This is a genomic window from Haloimpatiens myeolchijeotgali, from assembly GCF_042688525.2.
In the GTDB taxonomy this organism is placed as follows: domain Bacteria; phylum Bacillota; class Clostridia; order Clostridiales; family Clostridiaceae; genus Haloimpatiens.
This window is the reverse complement of sequence record NZ_JBHWAB010000001.1, coordinates 811,826-830,552: the sequence shown is the minus strand read 5'-3', so window position 1 is coordinate 830,552 and position 18,727 is coordinate 811,826. Positions and strand designations below refer to the sequence as shown.

The 18,727-nt window shown below is 27.5% G+C and carries 10 protein-coding genes; 2 read left to right on the top strand and 8 right to left on the bottom strand.

Translation table 11 applies throughout. The features are described from left to right. Positions 1–257: 257 nt before the first annotated feature. From ACFIJ5_RS03835 to ACFIJ5_RS03825, 3 genes are all read right to left on the bottom strand, one after another. Positions 258–2,081: an ABC transporter ATP-binding protein gene (locus ACFIJ5_RS03835; protein ID WP_379804006.1), complete on the bottom strand. Its 1,824-nt coding sequence runs from the start codon at positions 2,079–2,081 to the stop codon at positions 258–260. Then, a complete protein-coding gene (locus ACFIJ5_RS03830) occupies positions 2,078–3,037 on the bottom strand; it encodes an ATP-binding cassette domain-containing protein (RefSeq protein ID WP_379804003.1) in 960 nt (319 codons plus the stop codon). The genes ACFIJ5_RS03835 and ACFIJ5_RS03830 overlap by 4 nt, the downstream gene beginning before the upstream one ends. Before the next feature lie 178 nt (positions 3,038–3,215). Continuing rightward, positions 3,216–3,869 carry an ABC transporter transmembrane domain-containing protein gene (locus ACFIJ5_RS03825; RefSeq protein WP_404661120.1) on the bottom strand — a complete coding sequence of 218 codons (654 nt, stop codon included), beginning with the start codon at positions 3,867–3,869 and terminating at the stop codon, positions 3,216–3,218. A 474-nt stretch (positions 3,870–4,343) separates the two neighbouring features. Here ACFIJ5_RS03825 and ACFIJ5_RS03820 point away from each other — a divergent pair, with 474 nt between their 5' ends. Next, complete coding sequence (locus ACFIJ5_RS03820; protein WP_379803997.1) at positions 4,344–5,702, top strand: YjiH family protein; 1,359 nt, start codon at positions 4,344–4,346, stop codon at positions 5,700–5,702. A 192-nt stretch (positions 5,703–5,894) separates the two neighbouring features. Here ACFIJ5_RS03820 and ACFIJ5_RS03815 read toward each other — a convergent pair whose 3' ends face one another. The 4 genes from ACFIJ5_RS03815 to ACFIJ5_RS03800 all read right to left on the bottom strand — a co-directional run bounded on the left by ACFIJ5_RS03815 (position 5,895) and on the right by ACFIJ5_RS03800 (position 15,645). Further along, entirely contained in the window at positions 5,895–6,806 is a 912-nt protein-coding gene (locus tag ACFIJ5_RS03815; RefSeq protein ID WP_379803994.1) for a chemotaxis protein, read from the bottom strand. 101 nt (positions 6,807–6,907) lie between these two features. After that, positions 6,908–9,172, bottom strand: coding sequence for an RNA polymerase recycling motor HelD (helD, locus tag ACFIJ5_RS03810; protein ID WP_379803991.1), 2,265 nt, complete (start codon positions 9,170–9,172; stop codon positions 6,908–6,910). Between the two features lie 1,139 nt (positions 9,173–10,311). After that, positions 10,312–10,635: a DUF3784 domain-containing protein gene (locus ACFIJ5_RS03805; protein WP_379803988.1), complete on the bottom strand. Its 324-nt coding sequence runs from the start codon at positions 10,633–10,635 to the stop codon at positions 10,312–10,314. Positions 10,636–11,607: 972 nt separating this feature from the next. Beyond that, positions 11,608–15,645 carry a cell wall-binding repeat-containing protein gene (locus tag ACFIJ5_RS03800; protein WP_379803986.1) on the bottom strand — a complete coding sequence of 1,346 codons (4,038 nt, stop codon included), beginning with the start codon at positions 15,643–15,645 and terminating at the stop codon, positions 11,608–11,610. 310 nt (positions 15,646–15,955) lie between these two features. On the opposite strand from ACFIJ5_RS03800, the gene ACFIJ5_RS03795 reads away from it, so the two are divergent. Then, positions 15,956–16,633 (top strand): Crp/Fnr family transcriptional regulator, encoded by a 678-nt coding sequence (locus ACFIJ5_RS03795; protein ID WP_379803983.1) that lies wholly within the window; start codon positions 15,956–15,958, stop codon positions 16,631–16,633. A 584-nt stretch (positions 16,634–17,217) separates the two neighbouring features. Here ACFIJ5_RS03795 and ACFIJ5_RS03790 read toward each other — a convergent pair. Further along, on the bottom strand, positions 17,218–18,603 hold the full coding sequence (locus ACFIJ5_RS03790) for a S41 family peptidase (RefSeq protein ID WP_379803980.1): 1,386 nt from the start codon (positions 18,601–18,603) through the stop codon (positions 17,218–17,220). Positions 18,604–18,727: the final 124 nt, after the last annotated feature.

Genomic DNA, 18,727 nt, shown 5'->3' with positions numbered 1-18,727 from the left:
ACTATATTTTATACATATACATAAAAAAATGTTACTACACTAAAATATATATTATATTTATTCTATAAAAATTAAAGAATCCCTTTAGTTTTTTACAATTTTTACTAATTTTAATATTACTTCTAATCAAAATAGTCCAGAATACTTTCACAAAATACACTTGTAATGTGCGAAAGTTGAATAAAATAATAATAGAACAGCTATTATCATTTCAAAATAGCTGTTCTATCATTATTTTTATAGCCTAATACAGACTATTATATATACATATCATTTTTTGAATACCATTTACTTTGTGCCTCATACATGTCGGCATACTTTCCATTAAGTTTTATTAACTCCTCATGACTTCCTACCTCTAATATTTGTCCATTATCCATAACTACTATTCTATCTCCAATTTTAGCTGAACCTAATCTATGAGTAACTATTATAGCTGTTTTTCCCTGAGACATTTCCCAAAACTTATTATATAAATTTGTTTCCATAGTTGGATCTATAGAAGCTGTAGGCTCATCAAGAACTATCATTTTATGATTTCTATAAAAACCTCTAGCAATAGCTATTTTTTGCCATTCACCTCCTGATAAATCTATTCCGTTAAATTCCCGTGAAAGCATTGTATTGTATCCATCTTTAATCTTTTCTTTACTAATTTGCAAATCAACTTTTGAAACAGCTTCTTCTAATAATTTATTTCTAGCCTCACTGTCTTTATTAATCATCTTATTTAATGATCCTATTTCAATATTTTCCCTAAAAGTCATCTTATATTTCTGATATTTTTGGAATACAGCTGAAACATTTTCATATATAGATTTAGGTAAAAGCTTTGATGTGTCTTTTCCTCCAATTAACACCTTTCCTTCTGTAGGAGTGTATAATCCCATCATAAGTTTTACTAAAGTAGTTTTTCCTGCTCCATTTTCTCCAACTATAGCTATTGTTTCTCCTGCATTAATCTTTAAATTAATGTTAGATAAAGATGGTTTACTTGATCCTGGATAAGAAAATGAAACATCATCTATTAATATATCAGGAATTTCCTCAATACTTACCTCTTCTCCACTTCTCTCAGGTATATCTAAAAATCTTATGAGATTTTTTATAGTTCCAAGATTGTTTGAAACTTCCCCCATACCTATACATATTATTTCCTCCATTACACTAAACATAAAACCTATAGACCCAAATACTGCTCCAAAAGCACCTGGAGATATCTCACCATTTAAAAGAGCTATAAAAAGTAAATATAAAACTCCAATATACCCCAAAACGGTTAATAACCTCATAAATAATTCTATAAATCCTGATTTCTTTTCTGCTTTCCATACCTTTTTATTAAGTAAATTTAATGAACAAACATATAAGTCTTTAAAATATTTAAATGCTCCTAACATTCTTGTTTCTTTAAAATATTTTCTATCTACTATACACTTTTCATAATATTCATACTCTCTTTTTATAGGACCAGACTCATTAGCTAAACCAGTAAAAATTTTCGTCCTAATAAATTGAGTTATAAATGTAGGAATAAATATAATGATAAGTGATACAATAAGAATTGGTTTTAATCTATACAGATAAACCCCCATAAATATAAAGTATGGTAAATAGAGAACTATCAAATCTGTTAATATGGATATTAATTCTGAACTACTTTTAATTCCTTCTTTTGCTCTTTTTATGTCATCTAAATATTCTGTATTTTCAAAAGATATAATATCTAATTTACCCGCTTTATCATTTACTTCCTGCTCTATATGTCCAATTATTATATTTTCCCTATTATTAATCATGAAATTGTGAATTCCATTTAATATTTGAGACATAATAAATGTTAATGCTAGAGCTAATGACATTAATATCACTTGTCCAAAAGCATTGTTATGTGATACCAAAAATGTTGCAGAATCAAAAAACTTCTGAGTTATTAAGGTTTTAAAACCATGAGATATACCATGTAAAGCACCTATTATGTTACATATAATAAAGTAAATAGGACATGCAGCAAAAGCCATAGGAGTTATTCTAGATATTATCTTCCAAAGTGAAATATCCTGCTTTTTATTCTTTATCATAAATACCAACTCCTTTGACTTTCATACATATCTGCATAAACCCCTCTACAATTCATAAGCTTCTCATGCGAACCTTCTTCTATGATAGTTCCATTACCAATTACAAAAATTTTACTTGCAAGCTTAATTGACCCTAATCTATGACTTATGAAAATTGTGGTTCCGCCCTTACTTATTTCCTCAAAATGTTCATACATATTACTTTCACTTATAGGATCAAGAGCAGCTGTTGGCTCGTCCAATATTCTAATTGGTGCATTATTATTAATAGCTCTTGCCATGCCTATTCTTTGCCACTGTCCTTCTGATAAATCAGTTCCATTACCTTTAATTTTACCAAGTTGTGTTTCTAATCCATGGGATAATTTTTGTGCTACATCGTTTAGATTCATAATATTCATAGAAGATTTAATCTTATCTTCCACATCATCTCTTTCCATATTATTAACATCTCCTAATGCAATATTATCCTTAAATGAAATAAAGTACTTAGCAAAATCTTGATAAACTACTGCACAAAGTGACTTTAACTCACATTGTTTATATTTCCTAATCTCTTTACCATTTATAAGAATTTCTCCTTCAAAATTATCATATAAACCAGTTATAAGTTTAGTTATAGTAGTTTTTCCAGCTCCATTACCTCCCACAAAAGCATAATGTCCACCTTTTTCTATAATAAATGATAAATTCTTCAATATATAATTTTTTGTATTTGGATATTTAAAAGATACATTTTTAAACTCTAAGTATTCAAACTCCATATAATTACTTGAAGGCTTATCTATTGCACCCTCTGTTTCATCTAAACTAAAAAATTCATAAAGATCTTTAATATATTCTTTATTTTTAGCTAATGCTTCAACATAAAATGTAAATTGCCAAGACATTATTTGAACAAGTTCCAAAACACCATTAGCAATAGATATAAAAAAACCTATGCTTAATAATTTCATTTGTACAGGTTTTAATAAAATTACAATTATAACTATAGAAATTATTGTTGTAATTATCCCTCTAACCTGTGTTCTTCTATAAATTTTTAAGTCTGTTTTATACTCAATCTTTCTTGCAGTTTCATATTGTTCTTTCCATTTATCATTAATCCTCTTAGTATAACCAAAAAGAGTTCTCTCAGCTGCACTTTCTTCTTCCTGTTAAAACCTCTCCTAAATATTCAAACCTTCTTCTATATTTTGAAACTTCCCTATTTGCTTCATAACTATCTTTGCCATTTTTCAATGCTACTGTAAATAGTGGAACAGCTATTAAAAGAATTACTATTGCTGCCCACCAAGCATGAACAAAAATAACTAATAATAAACCAGCAATTCGAACAAACATAGCTATAAGAGCTAAAAATTCATTATATGCATTCTTGCATCTAACTTCTGGTTCCTTAGAAACCCTTGAAATCAAATCCCATGTATAGTTATTTTCTACATGATTATATTTTAACTTTGCTCTTTTTTCTGTAATAAAAACTCTTAAATTTTTTCTTAATTTCATCTCCAATTTTACATTAACAAAATTAATAAGTTTTTCAGACATTAAAGAATACACTAAAAGTAACACAATTAATCCTAAAGGTATAAATATATCACTAAAATCCCTATTTTTAGATACTATATCTATAGCTACATCTAAAAATCTAGCTGTTACTAATATTTGCAATGTTGGAACTATTCCTTCTAAAATCTTTTGAATCCCTATTACTATTGAATATTTTCTAGCATATTTAAATGGAATTTTTAGTATACCTATTGATTTATATCTACCATTAGTCACTCTAATCACAACCTTTTACTTATATATTTTTCTTTTTTTAAATAAAGTATCAAAACCCCCTATCACATTAACTCATAATAAATAATCCATTTTAACTTTGGTTTAGTATTTTATATACGCTCTTATAGGCCCCCTTCTTATTTAGAATAACACATTTCTTTGTATTTTTTTGTAATTTAAGGAAGATAAATATATTTTTTCATTGGTTTGTTTATACGTCTTTTGTAAATGTTCAAATATTTACAAAATAAATCAATTTTAACGTGAAAAAAAACAATTAAAAATTTCAAACTCTAAACATTGATTTTTTAATATTTATGCACTATAATGTATAATGTTTCACAAATACAACTGTATAAAGAAAAATACAAAGTTTAAAGTTAAAAGAATAAATAATGATGTTTTTCTTACAGAAAAACTTTTATTTAAGTTGAATGTATAACATAATTATTGCACTTACAAAGGAGAATATATATGAACGAACAAGCAGATATTAAAGTCTTATCAAAAAGCTTTTTTAAATTTTTAATACCATCAATATTAGGAGTATTGCTTTTTATGGTTCCATTACTTCATGATGGACAAGTTACTATACCTATCGCAATACTTTCAAAATTTGTTCAAAGCAAACTTTCTTATGCATTACCATGCATAATGACGATTATAATATGTCTTACATTTATTGGTACAATGATAACAAAAATATTCAAACCTAAAACTATAATGGAAAATAAATTTTTAAATTCATTACTTAACTCATCTCCATTATGGACAACTTTGAGAATTTTTGGAGCCTTCTTTGCGGTACTTACATTCTTTAAAATAGGTCCACAATGGATATGGTCTAAAGATACAGGAGGGCTTTTATTAAATGACCTTCTTACAGTTTTATTTTCTATTTTTCTTTTTGCAGGAATGTTTTTACCTCTACTATTAGATTTTGGTCTTTTAGAATTTTTTGGGGTATTGCTTACAAAAGTTATGCGTCCAATTTTTACTCTACCAGGACGTTCTTCTATTGACTGTATAGCATCATGGCTTGGAGATGGAACAATTGGTGTGTTACTTACAAACAAACAATATGAAGACGGTTATTATACAAAACGAGAAGCCGCCGTTATAGGTACAACTTTCTCTGCAGTTTCAATAACATTTAGCCTTGTAGTTCTTTCTCAAGTAAAACTTGAACATCTTTTTGTACCTTTTTATTTAACTGTAACTACTGCAGGAATAATAGCAGCTATAATAACTCCTCGTATTCCACCACTTTCAAGAAAGCCTGATACTTGCTATAACAATATTGAAAAGAAAAATTCTGAACTAATTCCTGAAGGATACTCTTGCATTAAATGGGGATTAATAAAAGCAATGGAAAAAGCTCGTGGAAATAACAGTTTTTCTGATTTTATAAAGAGTGGATTAAAAAATATATTAGATATGTGGCTTGGAGTAGTGCCTGTAGTTATGGCAATGGGAACCATTGCTCTTATTATAGCTAACTATACGCCTTTATTTAAATGGCTTGGGATGCCTTTTATACCTTTATTAAAATTACTTCACATACCAGAAGCAACACAAGCTTCTCAAACACTTATAATAGGTTTTGCAGATATGTTTCTTCCATCTGTTATAGCAGCCTCTATAAAAAGTGAATTAACAAGATTTGTAGTAGCATGTGTTTCTGTAACTCAGCTTATTTATATGTCTGAAGTTGGAGGACTTTTAATTGGTTCAAAAATTCCTGTTAACTTAAAAGATTTAATAATAATATTTATTGAACGTACTCTTATAACACTTCCAGTAATTGTGCTTATAGCACAGATTATATTTTAAAGTAAAAAGTACAAAGAAGAAAGTATAAATAAGGAAGAATTTCAAAAGCAAGCTTTTGAAATTCAATTAAAATAAATTTGAGTAAATCTTAGATTTATTTTAATAAAAGTTTTTCTGTAAGAAAAACATCCATATTTATACTTTAAACTTTGTACTTTTTACTTTTCCTTTTATATTTTCTCTTTCCTCTGCCTATTCTCTTTCCAATAGTTCATCTAATATTCCAACTAACTTATCAATATCAGGCTTACTTATCTGAGCATCTGCTCCTACTTCCTCACCCTTGTGATATAATTCTGGTGTTATTAAAGATGAAAAAATAACTACTGGAAGTTTCTTTAGTTCCTTATCAATTTTAATCTTCCTAGTTAATGTATGTCCATCCATTTTAGGCATTTCTATATCTGTAATTAAAAGATCCACATTCTCTAAAAATCTTTCTCCTTTTTTATCTTTTAGATCATATAAATACTCTAACACTTCATGTCCATTTTGGAAAAATGAAAGATTAGTATATCCAGATTCCTTTAATGCATCTTTAAGCATAGCTCTAATAGTATATGAATCATCTGCCAATGCTATTTTATATTTATTTCTACCAGCATCATAATTAACATCATTATTTGCTTTATCACATACACCATTAGCTTCCTTAATATTTACTAATATTTTTTCAAAATCTAAAAACATTAAAATTTTATCTTTCATTTTTATATTTCCTATTATTAAACTGTCTCCCATAAGATCATCTGTTTTTTCAATTTGTTCCCAACTTATACGATGTATTCCTAAAACTTCGTCTACCAAAAAAGCCACTTTAGTTTTATTAAACTCACAAATTAGTGCAGTCTTTCCTTTTTCTATATTTTTCATTGACTCATTATCTAATACATATTTTAAATCTATTAATGAAATTATATTATCACGTAGTAAAGAAACACCTGCAACAGCTGGATTATTACAAGTCATTTTAGTATACTTTTCTATTTTTACAATTTCTCTCGTTTTAATAACGTTTATTGCATAATGCTTACCTGAAACTACAAACTCTAAAACTTCTACTTCTCCTGTTCCACTCTTTAGTAATATATTTGTTTTTCCCAATATTTGTACCCCCTAATTAAGTATACGATTTTTTATATAAATAAAAATACCTACATAACTATTATCGTACAATTTTAAAAATAGTAAAGGGCATACAAGCCCTAAATTATTTCACTTTTTTGTCCTACAGAATAAATATAAAGCTTATGAAGAGGTCTTGTCATCGCTACATACAAAAGCTTTACATCAAGCTCACTATTAGTATACTCTTCCTTAGAAGCATTAGCTATTACAACCATATCAAACTCAAGCCCCTTTACAAGATAAGAAGGAATTACAACAACACCACCAGAATACTCTTTTTCTTTACCTGTTATTACTGAAACATTCTTCTTATTTTTTAGAAGCCTCTTAAGATTTTTACACTCATCAAGCGTTTTACATATTATTGCCATAGACTTATAGTCCTGCTTTTCCATTTCCAAAATTTTATCATCTATGTCTTTTGCTATTTCTTTTAGAGAATCTTTTTCAAAAACCTTTACTTCCTCCCCGTGTCGTATTACAGGTTTTGCCTTAGGGAGACGAGAATTTTTAAGACTACCTATAACCTCACTTGCAGCATTCATTATTTCTATAGTAGTTCTATAACTTCTCTCTAAAGAAAGCATTGTTGAATCTTCATTTTCAAATATATACTTTGCTACATCGTTCCAATCATTTATTCCTCTATAACTATATATTCCTTGACACAAATCACCCAATATTGTAAATGAACTGCTATTTATTATCTTCTTAAGAATATAAAGTTGAAATAAACTAAAATCTTGAGCTTCATCAATTACTATATGCTTTAAACTTATCTTTTCATCTAATCCAAAAATGCTAAATTTAATATACATTAAAGGTGCTAAGTCTTCCACTTCTATATCTTTAGATAAAAGATTCTTAAGTGAAGCATTTTTTACATAATTTATAAGTTCATTTGAAACACTATCTTTATTAAAATTTTCCATATTATTTAAAAAACCAATATAATAATCCAACACTGATTTTGTATTAATTTTAGATACATAATTCTTTATTAATGTTTTAAGACCCTTTTTGATATTTGAAAGTAACTCATCTCTTTCATCTGCAATTTTTATTATTTTAGCTCTTCTTTCTGCGCAGTCGTTCATTGCTGCTCTTACTTCATCGATTTCTTCATCATACTCTTTCTCTACTTGTTCAAGCATTTTTTTCTTGTTGTTTTTAACTTTATTTATCAAACTTTTTTTAATTTCATTAACACGCTTCTTAAAGGGCAAATAACTATATTCTTCAAAAAACTGTCTGTTTAACTCTTCATAACTGAATAATATAAAATTGTGTATTTTAAAATCTACCTTAGGAATAAAATTTTCTTCTACTTTTTTAAAATATCGTTCAAGCATATTTTTAAACATAAGAGATGATTTAAAAGAAGATGCCGCTATTATATTACTATTCTGTTTACATTTTTCACTTGAATAATTTTCAATAATTCCTGAAAGTTTTTGTTGAGATGATTTTAACTTTAACTTCTTACCTATTATTCCAAAAGCAAAATCTTCAAAGGTAGTCTGCGTTACATTTTCCACACCCAGTTCTGGAAGTACTTCTGAAATATAGCTTAGAAAGAATCTATTTGGTGCTATTATCATAAAGTTTTCAGGTTTTATATTGTTTTCGTTATTATACATAAGATATGCTATTCTATGGAGCGCTATAGTAGTTTTTCCTCCACCAGCAGCACCTTGCACTATAAGAGGTTTCCACATATCTGCTCTTATAACTTTGTTCTGTTCCGATTGTATTGTAGATACAATATCCTTTAATCTATTATCCTTACTAGCTCCAAGGGCTGCCTGCAAAAACTCATCATTAGTAGTTATATCTATATCAAATATTTCTTTAAGCTTTCCTGACTCTATACTGTACTGCCTCTTCAATTTTATTTGTCCTGATATTTCTCCATCAGGACAATTATAGCTTGCTTTTCCTAATCTTCCTTCATAATATAAATTAGCAACAGGTGATCTCCAATCTATTATTAAAAATTCTTGATTCTCTTCATTCATAAGAGATATTTTTCCTATATAATATTTACCATGTTTATTAGACCCATTTTCATCAAAATCTACTCTTGCAAAATAAGGCTTTGAAATACTTTTAGTAATATCCCTAATTTTACCTTTTACAGTATCTTGAAGAGCAGTATTTATTACCAATTCATTAAATTGCTCCGCATTATCTGAGTTGTAATGACTTTTACCATAATCAACAGCCTCGTCAATGCTTGATTTTCGATTTAAAAATTTTTCATTATAATTCTCTAAATAACTAATAGTATTATTTAACCTTTCTAATTCCTCTTGATAATTCGGATGATCATATGCAGACATATATCTCCCCTCCTAACTTATTGTGACAAATTATATTTAGATAAAAACTAAAGTTCTGCAATACGTACTATAATAATTTTATTCAAATATAATGAAAATGTGAAATCATCAATAATGCATTGTAAAGCCTATGTAATTTTACATTTTGTCTAAACTCATAAATTTGTGAAAATGCTAAATTTTTCTTGACAACTTAGTCTTTTTTGATTATATTATAAGTATAAATATTAATTTCAAAATTATATGATAGCATTGCGCGTTTATACGCTAAGCGTCTTTAGATATACTACTACATAATGTAGTAGTTTTTACTTTATACTAGTTTTTCTTAAAAACACTTCTAACTCTCCACTTCTATGTAACCATTTATTTTATAAAAATATTTCTATATAATTAACTTTTTTTTCATTTTAGTTATACAAAAAATAATATAGCAGCTCATTCACATACATTACATATGAATAAGCTGCTAAATAGATCCTAATTCTTTTATAAAGTTTTCATCTTCTATTTGAATTTTTACACCCAACCTCTCTTCTGAAATTTTAGTACTTTTCAATAGTCTCCATAGAATTATTAACCTTCCTTGAAGCTATTGTGGTTTACACATTACATCTAATGATTTTTAACATCTAATTACTTTTATAACTAATGAATTTACAAATTATAAGCACTCTTACTATACTCCAAATACAACATACCATTTACGTACAATTTAATTATCTTATAGTACAGAATTAGGATCTACTGAATTAACTGAAAATTAAATTTACTTTTGGCCTCACCTTCACTTTCATAAAATCTTTTTTTAATTTTACACTTAAACTATTGGTGGCCTCACTCCCTTCTGCGCTTATACTTTTTAAATTTATCATTTGTAAAAAGGAGTACTTGCTATGTCTTTGCTTATTTATTTGTTACTATAATAATATAATATTCTGATAATTTTGTCAACACTTTTAATGAAATTTCTTTGCTGAATTTTTAGTATATTGAAATTAGATTTTACATTTCTTGCAAGTTTGTTATAGAAACAACTGCTTTTGCCTGTAAAAGTTAAGTTACTCAACTTTCGCAGTAGAAAAAATACTCCCTAGCAAAGGGAAATGATATTTTGCGTAAGAAACATTTGAACAAAGTTATTTTTTACAACATTTGAAAAATTGATAATTAGTTAATACTAATCCAAATATTATTATAAATACTTGGCTTACCATCATAAAATTATAATACTTTTCGTCAATAAATATACTAATAACAGCACTTATTATTACACTTACTCCTATTATCAAAAGGTCTCTTCCAACAATTCTTGAAACTTTATCTTTATCATGTTTTTTCTCATCAAAAAAATTAATTATATCTCCCGCATTAAAATATTTAATTATTGCCCCTAAAAAAGTTAATATCCCCCCTGCCAAAAAAGCAACTACAAAAATTCCTGTTAAGTCTGCTGGTTTCATAAAAACTCCCCACCTCTATCCAAATTAAAAAATTATATTCTCATTCTTAAATCTATAATAATAAAAAGACTCCTAAACTTCAAATAAAGTTTTTACTCCATCTTAAGCTTAGAAGCTCTTATAAATTTTCTTACAACAAATTCAAGGGACAGTTCTTGAATTTTTAGTATTTTCGCTGCTAAAAATTGAAGAACCGTCCCTTACACTTTTCTTTTCATCTCACCGGTACTAGAATGCTACTTAACGCAGATAAATGATATTTTGCGTAAAAACCGTTTGAACGAACATTAGTAATTCTTGTTCTAAAAATTTATCCGGTAGCTAAGTGTCTCTAAGACTACCTCTTTTTCTATAAGAGTTAGTTAAAAGGCACTAAGCTCCTGGATAATTTCAACTAACCTTCAAATGGAATAAAGATTACATTTGAAGCTAAGTTTCAAGTTAACATTGCATTAAGAAAAACTCATTGTTTGAGTGTAGCAAGTTTGAGTTTTTTAGCAATATTAAATTTTTAGAACTTAATATTACTTTATGTTACAACCTATAAATCTTGCCAGTAAATAAAAAGGGGATAAGATTAAGGAATCCTTGAACGACATTTACGTACTCTTAGCCTTACGAATTTGAAAAAAGTTATTTTTAAATTACTAATTCCTCTGGAATATTAATTTAAAAATCTTTTTTCAATATGAGCAAGGCTTAGAGTACGTTAATTCCTTATTGTCTCACCAGTACTAGAATGCTACTTAACGCAGATAAATGATATTTTGCGTAAAAACCGTTTGAACGAACATTAGTAATTCTTGTTCTAAAAATTTAATGTTGCGTTAAGAAAAACTCATTGTTTGAGTGTAGCGAGTTTGAGTTTTTTAGCAATATTAAATTTTTAGAACTTAGAATTACTTTGTGAAGTGATAGGTTTTATAGCAAAATATCATTTATCGGAGTTTAGCCTGCTTGTACCCTGGCTTACTACTGCACAAAAATTTGAACAGATTTATTTGAACTTTCTCCGTTAATTCCAATCAGAGAGCTATTAGCCCTTAACTCTACATTTCCTATCTCTCCAGATTTCAATTTTAACTTGCTGCTCAATACCACATTGAGCTCATCATCATAAGAAGAATAAGAATCCTTTATGTTAGTCTCTACCTTCTCTATATCACTATCCTTCAATTCATATGAATTTCCATTTGCATCTACCAAAGTTATCTTAAAATCTGCAAACAAAATATCCTTGTCATATGGTACTAAACTAATACATTTCTCATTCAATTTTATCTTCAACTTTCTATTACTTTGTGAATAAGATGTACCCTTTGCAATTTCTACCTTTTGAGCCGCAACATTACTTAAAGCAAATGGACATTTAACCTCACCGTTTGATGATTTTACATACTTAGTATCTACTGAATTCTTAATGTCTTTTGACAATTGTACATAATATCCACTTTCACTTGATGGTAACTTTTCATTTAATGTTATTACTGCTTTATTACCATTTCTATCATATTTTATATCTGTAATGTGCATAAACAAGAAATGTGAAGCAATTTCTTTTCCATTTTTATCTACAAGTTTATAATTCTTTTTGTTAAGCACTGATTTTTTATCATTTCCATTTATATTCATAGCTTCAGGATAACATACTTCTATAGTTTTGCAGTCCTTCATTTTTGCTGAAACACTGTTTATATCTTTTGGATTTTCTGATGAACCTGAGAACTTTCTAACCTGTTGAATTCCAAGTAATGATGAATCTTCATCCTTCATTGTTACAAAACCAGATGTATCATTCTTAGTATAATCATGAACACCATTTTCTTTTGAATTTGTTATATGAGGATTTACAACTAAATAATAATAGCTGCTGTTTAAACATCCTGTCAATGTGAAATCATAAACCTTATGTGTACTATCTATAGGAGTAGCATTTCTCAAATACTTTGAATTCAAAGCTGTATAATAGTAAGTTGTTTTTTTCGCTTTGTCTGAATCATAAATATTACTTATTACCTTTGCAAAATCAGCATTCTTTTCTATTTCTACAGGCTGATTAAAATAAATCCTAATACTTTTTTTATTAAGAGCTTGTACCTTATCTACGATTATAGAAGCAGCTTTTTCACTATTATATGAGAATTTAACATCATCTTTACTACCCTTTATGTCTAGTGTAAATTTTCCACTAGAATCAGCTTTGTATTTTGAAAAATCAAGATAATCACTTCTTACTATTATTGCATTATTATTTTTAATATCTTCATATGCATAAAGTCTTCCATAATTACCTAACGCCTTTGTAGTTTTTCCTTTAATATTTACAAGTTTAGAGTTTAAGCTATTTGAACTACTGTTCCAAATTCTATTTTCACCATCAATTAAAGGACTTTTAACTGACATATTAAAACATATTTTTAATGTATGCCTGTCAACAGCTTCTGCTTTAACTACTTTTAAAGCTTGACCATCACTGCCTCTCCCTGAAAAGTTTGAGATCAACTCACCTTCTATAGATTTTCCATCTATATCTTGAAGATTTCTAACAGTTAATTTATACATAACATTATTTACTGTTTTAGGTACTGTTAACTTAACTGCGTTTTGTTTTCCTTCTACCTTTTGAACTCTTGAAGGATGTCCTACTCCATTGTTTATAATATAATTTGAAGTATTTAAAGCATTTTTTCCAAGTACATTATCAAAAGTTACAACTAAAGACACATCATCACTCAAAAGTTCTGATTTTTCTATTTTTGTTATCTGTGCATCTTTTGAACTTCCTTTAAATATTCTAGAACATTTTTCAATTTCAAAAGTATTTCCATCTACATCCTTTAAATAACTTAATGCAATTTTATATAATTTCTCATCCATCTGAGAAACAGTAAGATCTATTGTTCTATCATCTAGTATATCTAAAGAATTTACTTGTACATCTTTCCCACTATATACATCCTGTATTTTGAAATTAGGAATTATCAATGTGTTTTTATTCATATGTCTCTTGAACACAACTCTTATTTTTTTATTGCTTATTGGAATTATTTTATTTTCCTTATCTGTAAAATCCATTTGTGTTGTAAATGGTCCAATTCCTATAAAATCAGTATTTTGTTTATCTGTATTCATACAAACACCTGTGCTTGTTGTTAAGTTAGAAACTTTAATATTAAATATAGTACTATCTTTCATAGGATTATCTAAAGTTACTACAATAGATTGTTTTTGTGTTTTTGAATCTTTAAATTGATAATCTGAATCTTCTGCCATTCTTACAGCCTTTACACTGTATTTTGTTAAAAAGCCCTGAAATTCTTCTACATTATAATTACCTAAATTTTTTACTTTATCTTTATCTATTCTTGTATTAAATGTAACCATTATATTTCTAGGGTTTAATGCTTCTGCACTTGCAATTTCAAGTTTTGTTGTAGTATCTTTTTTAGTTCCTGTAAATGTATTTCCTTTATCAGGTTTCATATAATTTCCTTCAAAATCCTTCGTACCATATACATTACATTTATATATAACATTTCCCTTTTGTTCACTTGTTGTAATTTCTACTGTATTAGCTTGTCCATCTACATAATTTATGTTACTTACATTTAACTTATCTCCACTATTTTCTTCTTGTATATCCATTTTCATTTCACTTATATCAACTGGTTTTGAAAAAGATACTTCAACTTTATTGTAATCAGTTGATTCTATATTTGTAATACAAGGCATTTCATCATTACTATTTTCTGCTGTAATATTCATATCATTTACACTATATATTTTTCCACTTTGCATAGCTTGGTTTAAACGTATAATCATTGTTTTTCCGCTTTTATCCCAAACTGCCTTTTGTGCAGAATTTATACCAAGGATATTATTTTCACTTCCAACTACAAAATTGTCCTTTGTCATTTTATTTATTCCATACTTAACCTTAGTAAGTATTACCCTACTACTTAACCATTTTGCATCACTAAGCTTTAGTATTCCATTTTCTTCTCCATTTTTTATAAGTTCAGCTTTATCTGCAGCATCAACTGAAACTGCACCTTCTCCACCAAAGATATAAATCATGTCTTTTTCATTAGTATTACTTTGCATAAATTCTTTTGCAGATTCTGATACTGTATTACCTACCAATATTATTGGTGATGATGTTTTACCTGCCAAACTAGATCCTGATATAGCATCAACAAGATGTCCATTAGCACCTGAAGCTAAATATATCTTTTCAAACTTTAATGAGTCTTCAAATTCCTTTAATACTTCTACATTTGTTGAATACCTATCTTTCCCTGATATTCTCTTTGCTTTCATTTCATTAACTACTTTATCACTTAAAACTCCATTTCCACCTATAGCATAAACATTTTGTATTTTATTATTAGTTATATAATCTTTTATTTCTTTTGAAACCTTATCCTTTTGGCATACTAATATAGGCATATTTTCTATACCAGCTATTGGAGCTATTGATAATGAATCAACCAAATGTGCATTATCTTCTGAAACTACACATACTTTATTAAATGCACCTACTTTTTCTTTTAATGCTTTTGCAACATTAAGTGAAGTCTTTTCCTTATTATCATCACCTACACGTATAACCCTTACCCCTGTGCTTTTTAACTTATCTTCAAACTTTTTTGTAAATACCTTAGTTCCACTAGCAATAAAAACTGTTTTTGTTTTCCATTTTTTTAACTGTTCTAACGTATTTCCATCTACTTTATCGCCTTTAAAATTTGTAACAATCGGTGCATTATACGCCTTTGCTAATGGCGCAGCAATCAATGCATCTAAAAGATAATCATTATCTGCTGCTGTAATCACTACATATTCTGCGCTATCTTTCCACTGACTTTTTGCTATTTTCATAGCTGTATCTATTCTATCTGAACCATTAAATCTTATTTGCTCCGCTTTAACCTGTGGTACCTGAATCAAAGTAAAAAGTAAACCAGCTGTCATAGTACAAGCTGTAAATTTCTTAATATTTTTCCTCATATAGTTTTATACCTCCATTTTGTGATATATATACTAATAATAACATTATATAACAAAAACACAACACACGCTTGTTCAAAATGCAAAAAATTCAAGGGACAGGTCTTCAATTTTTAGCAAAACACTAAAAATTGAAGACCTGTCCCCCACATATATGTTTTTAAAATGTTATTATATAGGTAAACCTTTTTAAATAAAAAAGAAAGGAGGAGTTACAAGAAAACAAAAATACTATCATTTCCCGCAGCAGTTGTTTTCAACTTCAAAATTGAATTTGTAACTTTTATAAGTTTTCTGTAACGGTGTTTTCATGGATGAAGTAATAAAATTAATCAAAAAAAGTATTTTATTTAAAGGACTTAAAGATAACGAAATAAAAAAATTATTAAATAACATTAGTTATGAAATAAAAAACTTCAATAAAAATGAAACTATAGCTATTGAACAAGACAAGTGCAGCAAAATAGGAATTATACTCTCTGGAAATGTAGAAGTTCAAAAGATACATCCTTCGGGAAAAACATTAACTATAAATAAATTAAAAGAAAGTGATATATTTGGAGAGGTAATTATTTTTTCAAAACCCAACGAATACCCAGCTACAATCATATCCTCTAATAAAAGCGAAATTATTTTTATATTTAAAGATGATGTTATTAAACTTTGTGAATTAAATCCAATATTTTTGAAAAATTTTATGTCTTTACTTTCTAATAAAATACTTATGCTCAATAAAAAAGTTAAAAGTATGTCTTATGAATCTATTAGGCAAAAAATTGCTGATTTACTTTTAAATGAATATAATAAACAACAAAAATTGAAACTAGAGATGTCAATTTCAAGAAAAGAAATGGCTGAACATTTTGGTATATCAAGACCTTCCCTGTCCAGAGAATTAATCCAGATGAGAAATGACGGAATTATAGATTTTTATAAAAAAACAATAGAAATAAAAAATCTCCAAGCCCTTGAAGACTGCTTTTTTTAGTAAAAGATTAAAGTATAAATAGTTAACAGCTCAACTTTCACAGATGAAAAATAACCGCTACGGAAAATGATATCTTGCTTAGAAACTATTCACTTCAGTAACAAGTTCTAAGCTTTACTCATATTGAAAAAAGATTTTTTAATTAATATTCCATAGGAATCAGTAATTAAAAAATAACTTTTTTCAAATTCGTAAAGCTAAGAACTTGTAAACTTTGTTCAAATGTTTCTTACGCAATATATCATTTCCCTTCGCTACACAGTATTTTTTACTGCGAAAGTTGAGTTAACAGTTGATAAAAGCTTAAAATATGTTATGAAAGTAGAGGATTCTTTATTATCTCATCAGTACTAGAATACTACCTAACGTAGATAAATGATATTTTACGTAAAAACCGTTTGAACAAACATTAGTAATTCTTGTTCTAAAAATTTAATATTGCGTTAAGAAGAACTCATTGTTTGAGTGTAGCGAGTTTGAGTTTTTTAGTAATATTAAATTTTTAGAACTTAGAATTACTTTGTGAAGTGATAGGTTTTGTAGTAAAATATCATTTATCGGAGCTTAGGTATATTTAACTAGCCTTACTTTATTCTTATCCTAGTCATAACTTTATTTTTTAACTTTGTACCATACTTTGAAACAATACCTTTATCCACAACTAAATAATAATTGTGTCCACATTTAAGCTTTTCCTTTGGAGTTACAACTACACGCTTTTCATTTTCCAATTTCGTATCCACAGTTATATACTTTCCAGTACTACAATCTAAAAGGCGAACATTATTTTTTATAAATTTTTCATTTATTTTCAAATTAAAGTTTACCTTAAAACTTTCTTTTGGTTCATCCACATTTAATGTAAAATCAGGTTTTGTTAAAATACTTTGTGCTGTATCCAGCAATGCTGAATCACTGCAAACTATATCAGGTTTAACACCAATCTTATTTATTTCTTTTCCCAAAGGTGATACAAACTTTTGAGTTGTAAGTTTTAGCACGCTGCCATCAGATAACTCAAATAAATTTTGTGCCACACCTTTACCATAAGTATTTTGTCCTATAATAGTTGCTTTCTTATTGTCTTTAATTGCTGCAGATAATATTTCTGATGCACTAGCAGTATCTTTATTTACCAAAAATACTACTGGTTTATCTATAACATATTCTTTTTTTGGTGCTTTATATATATTACTTTCTCCTTTTTTATTCATTACTTTAACAACTGGCTTTTCACCAATAAAATATCCTGCAATATCAACTGCCTCATTAATATATCCACCTGGATTATTGATAAGATCAATTACATAATAATCAACTTTATCTTTCAACGCAAACAAATTCTTTTTAAACTCTTCTGAAGCATTTTCTCCAAAAGTATTTATTCTTATATATCCTATATTCTTATCTAAAACTGTACTCATTACTGTTGGAAGTTTTACCTCTTCCCTTTTTACATTAAAAGTTAAAATCTTGTTATCTCTTTTTACCACGAGTTCTACATTTGTTCCTGGTTTACCATTAAGATATAAAGCTGCTTGTTGAGCTTTTAGCTGTTTTAAATCATTATCATTTATCTTAACTATTACATCTCCTACTTTTAATCCTGCTTTTTGCACTGTTGAATTTCTTACTATTCCACTTATTTTTATTTCATTATTATCATCTTGTAGAAAAACTCCTAAACCATAGAATTTCATATTTAACATATTTAAAAATCTACCATATTCCTCTTTTGTAAAATAAATAGAGTAAATATCATTTAAATTTGAAACCATCTCATTAATATTTTTTGTTTTAAGAACACTATCATCATATTTGTATAAAAAATGATCTTCTATAAGATTTCTTACTTCATTTACCGGTTCAGCATTAACACTCGCTGGTATTAACGTTACCATCATAATTAAAGCTAATGCTAATACTTTAAATTTGCTTTTAAACTTTACTAAACTTTGGTTTTTAAACACTTTATCTCCTGTTGTCAAAATCCCATAAAACTCTGTAAAAATGTTTATGAAGTTTATTAAGAATTCTTCAACAGTTCACCTCCCCTGTAAAATTTTATTTATGTATGTTTAAAAGCTCAGCACT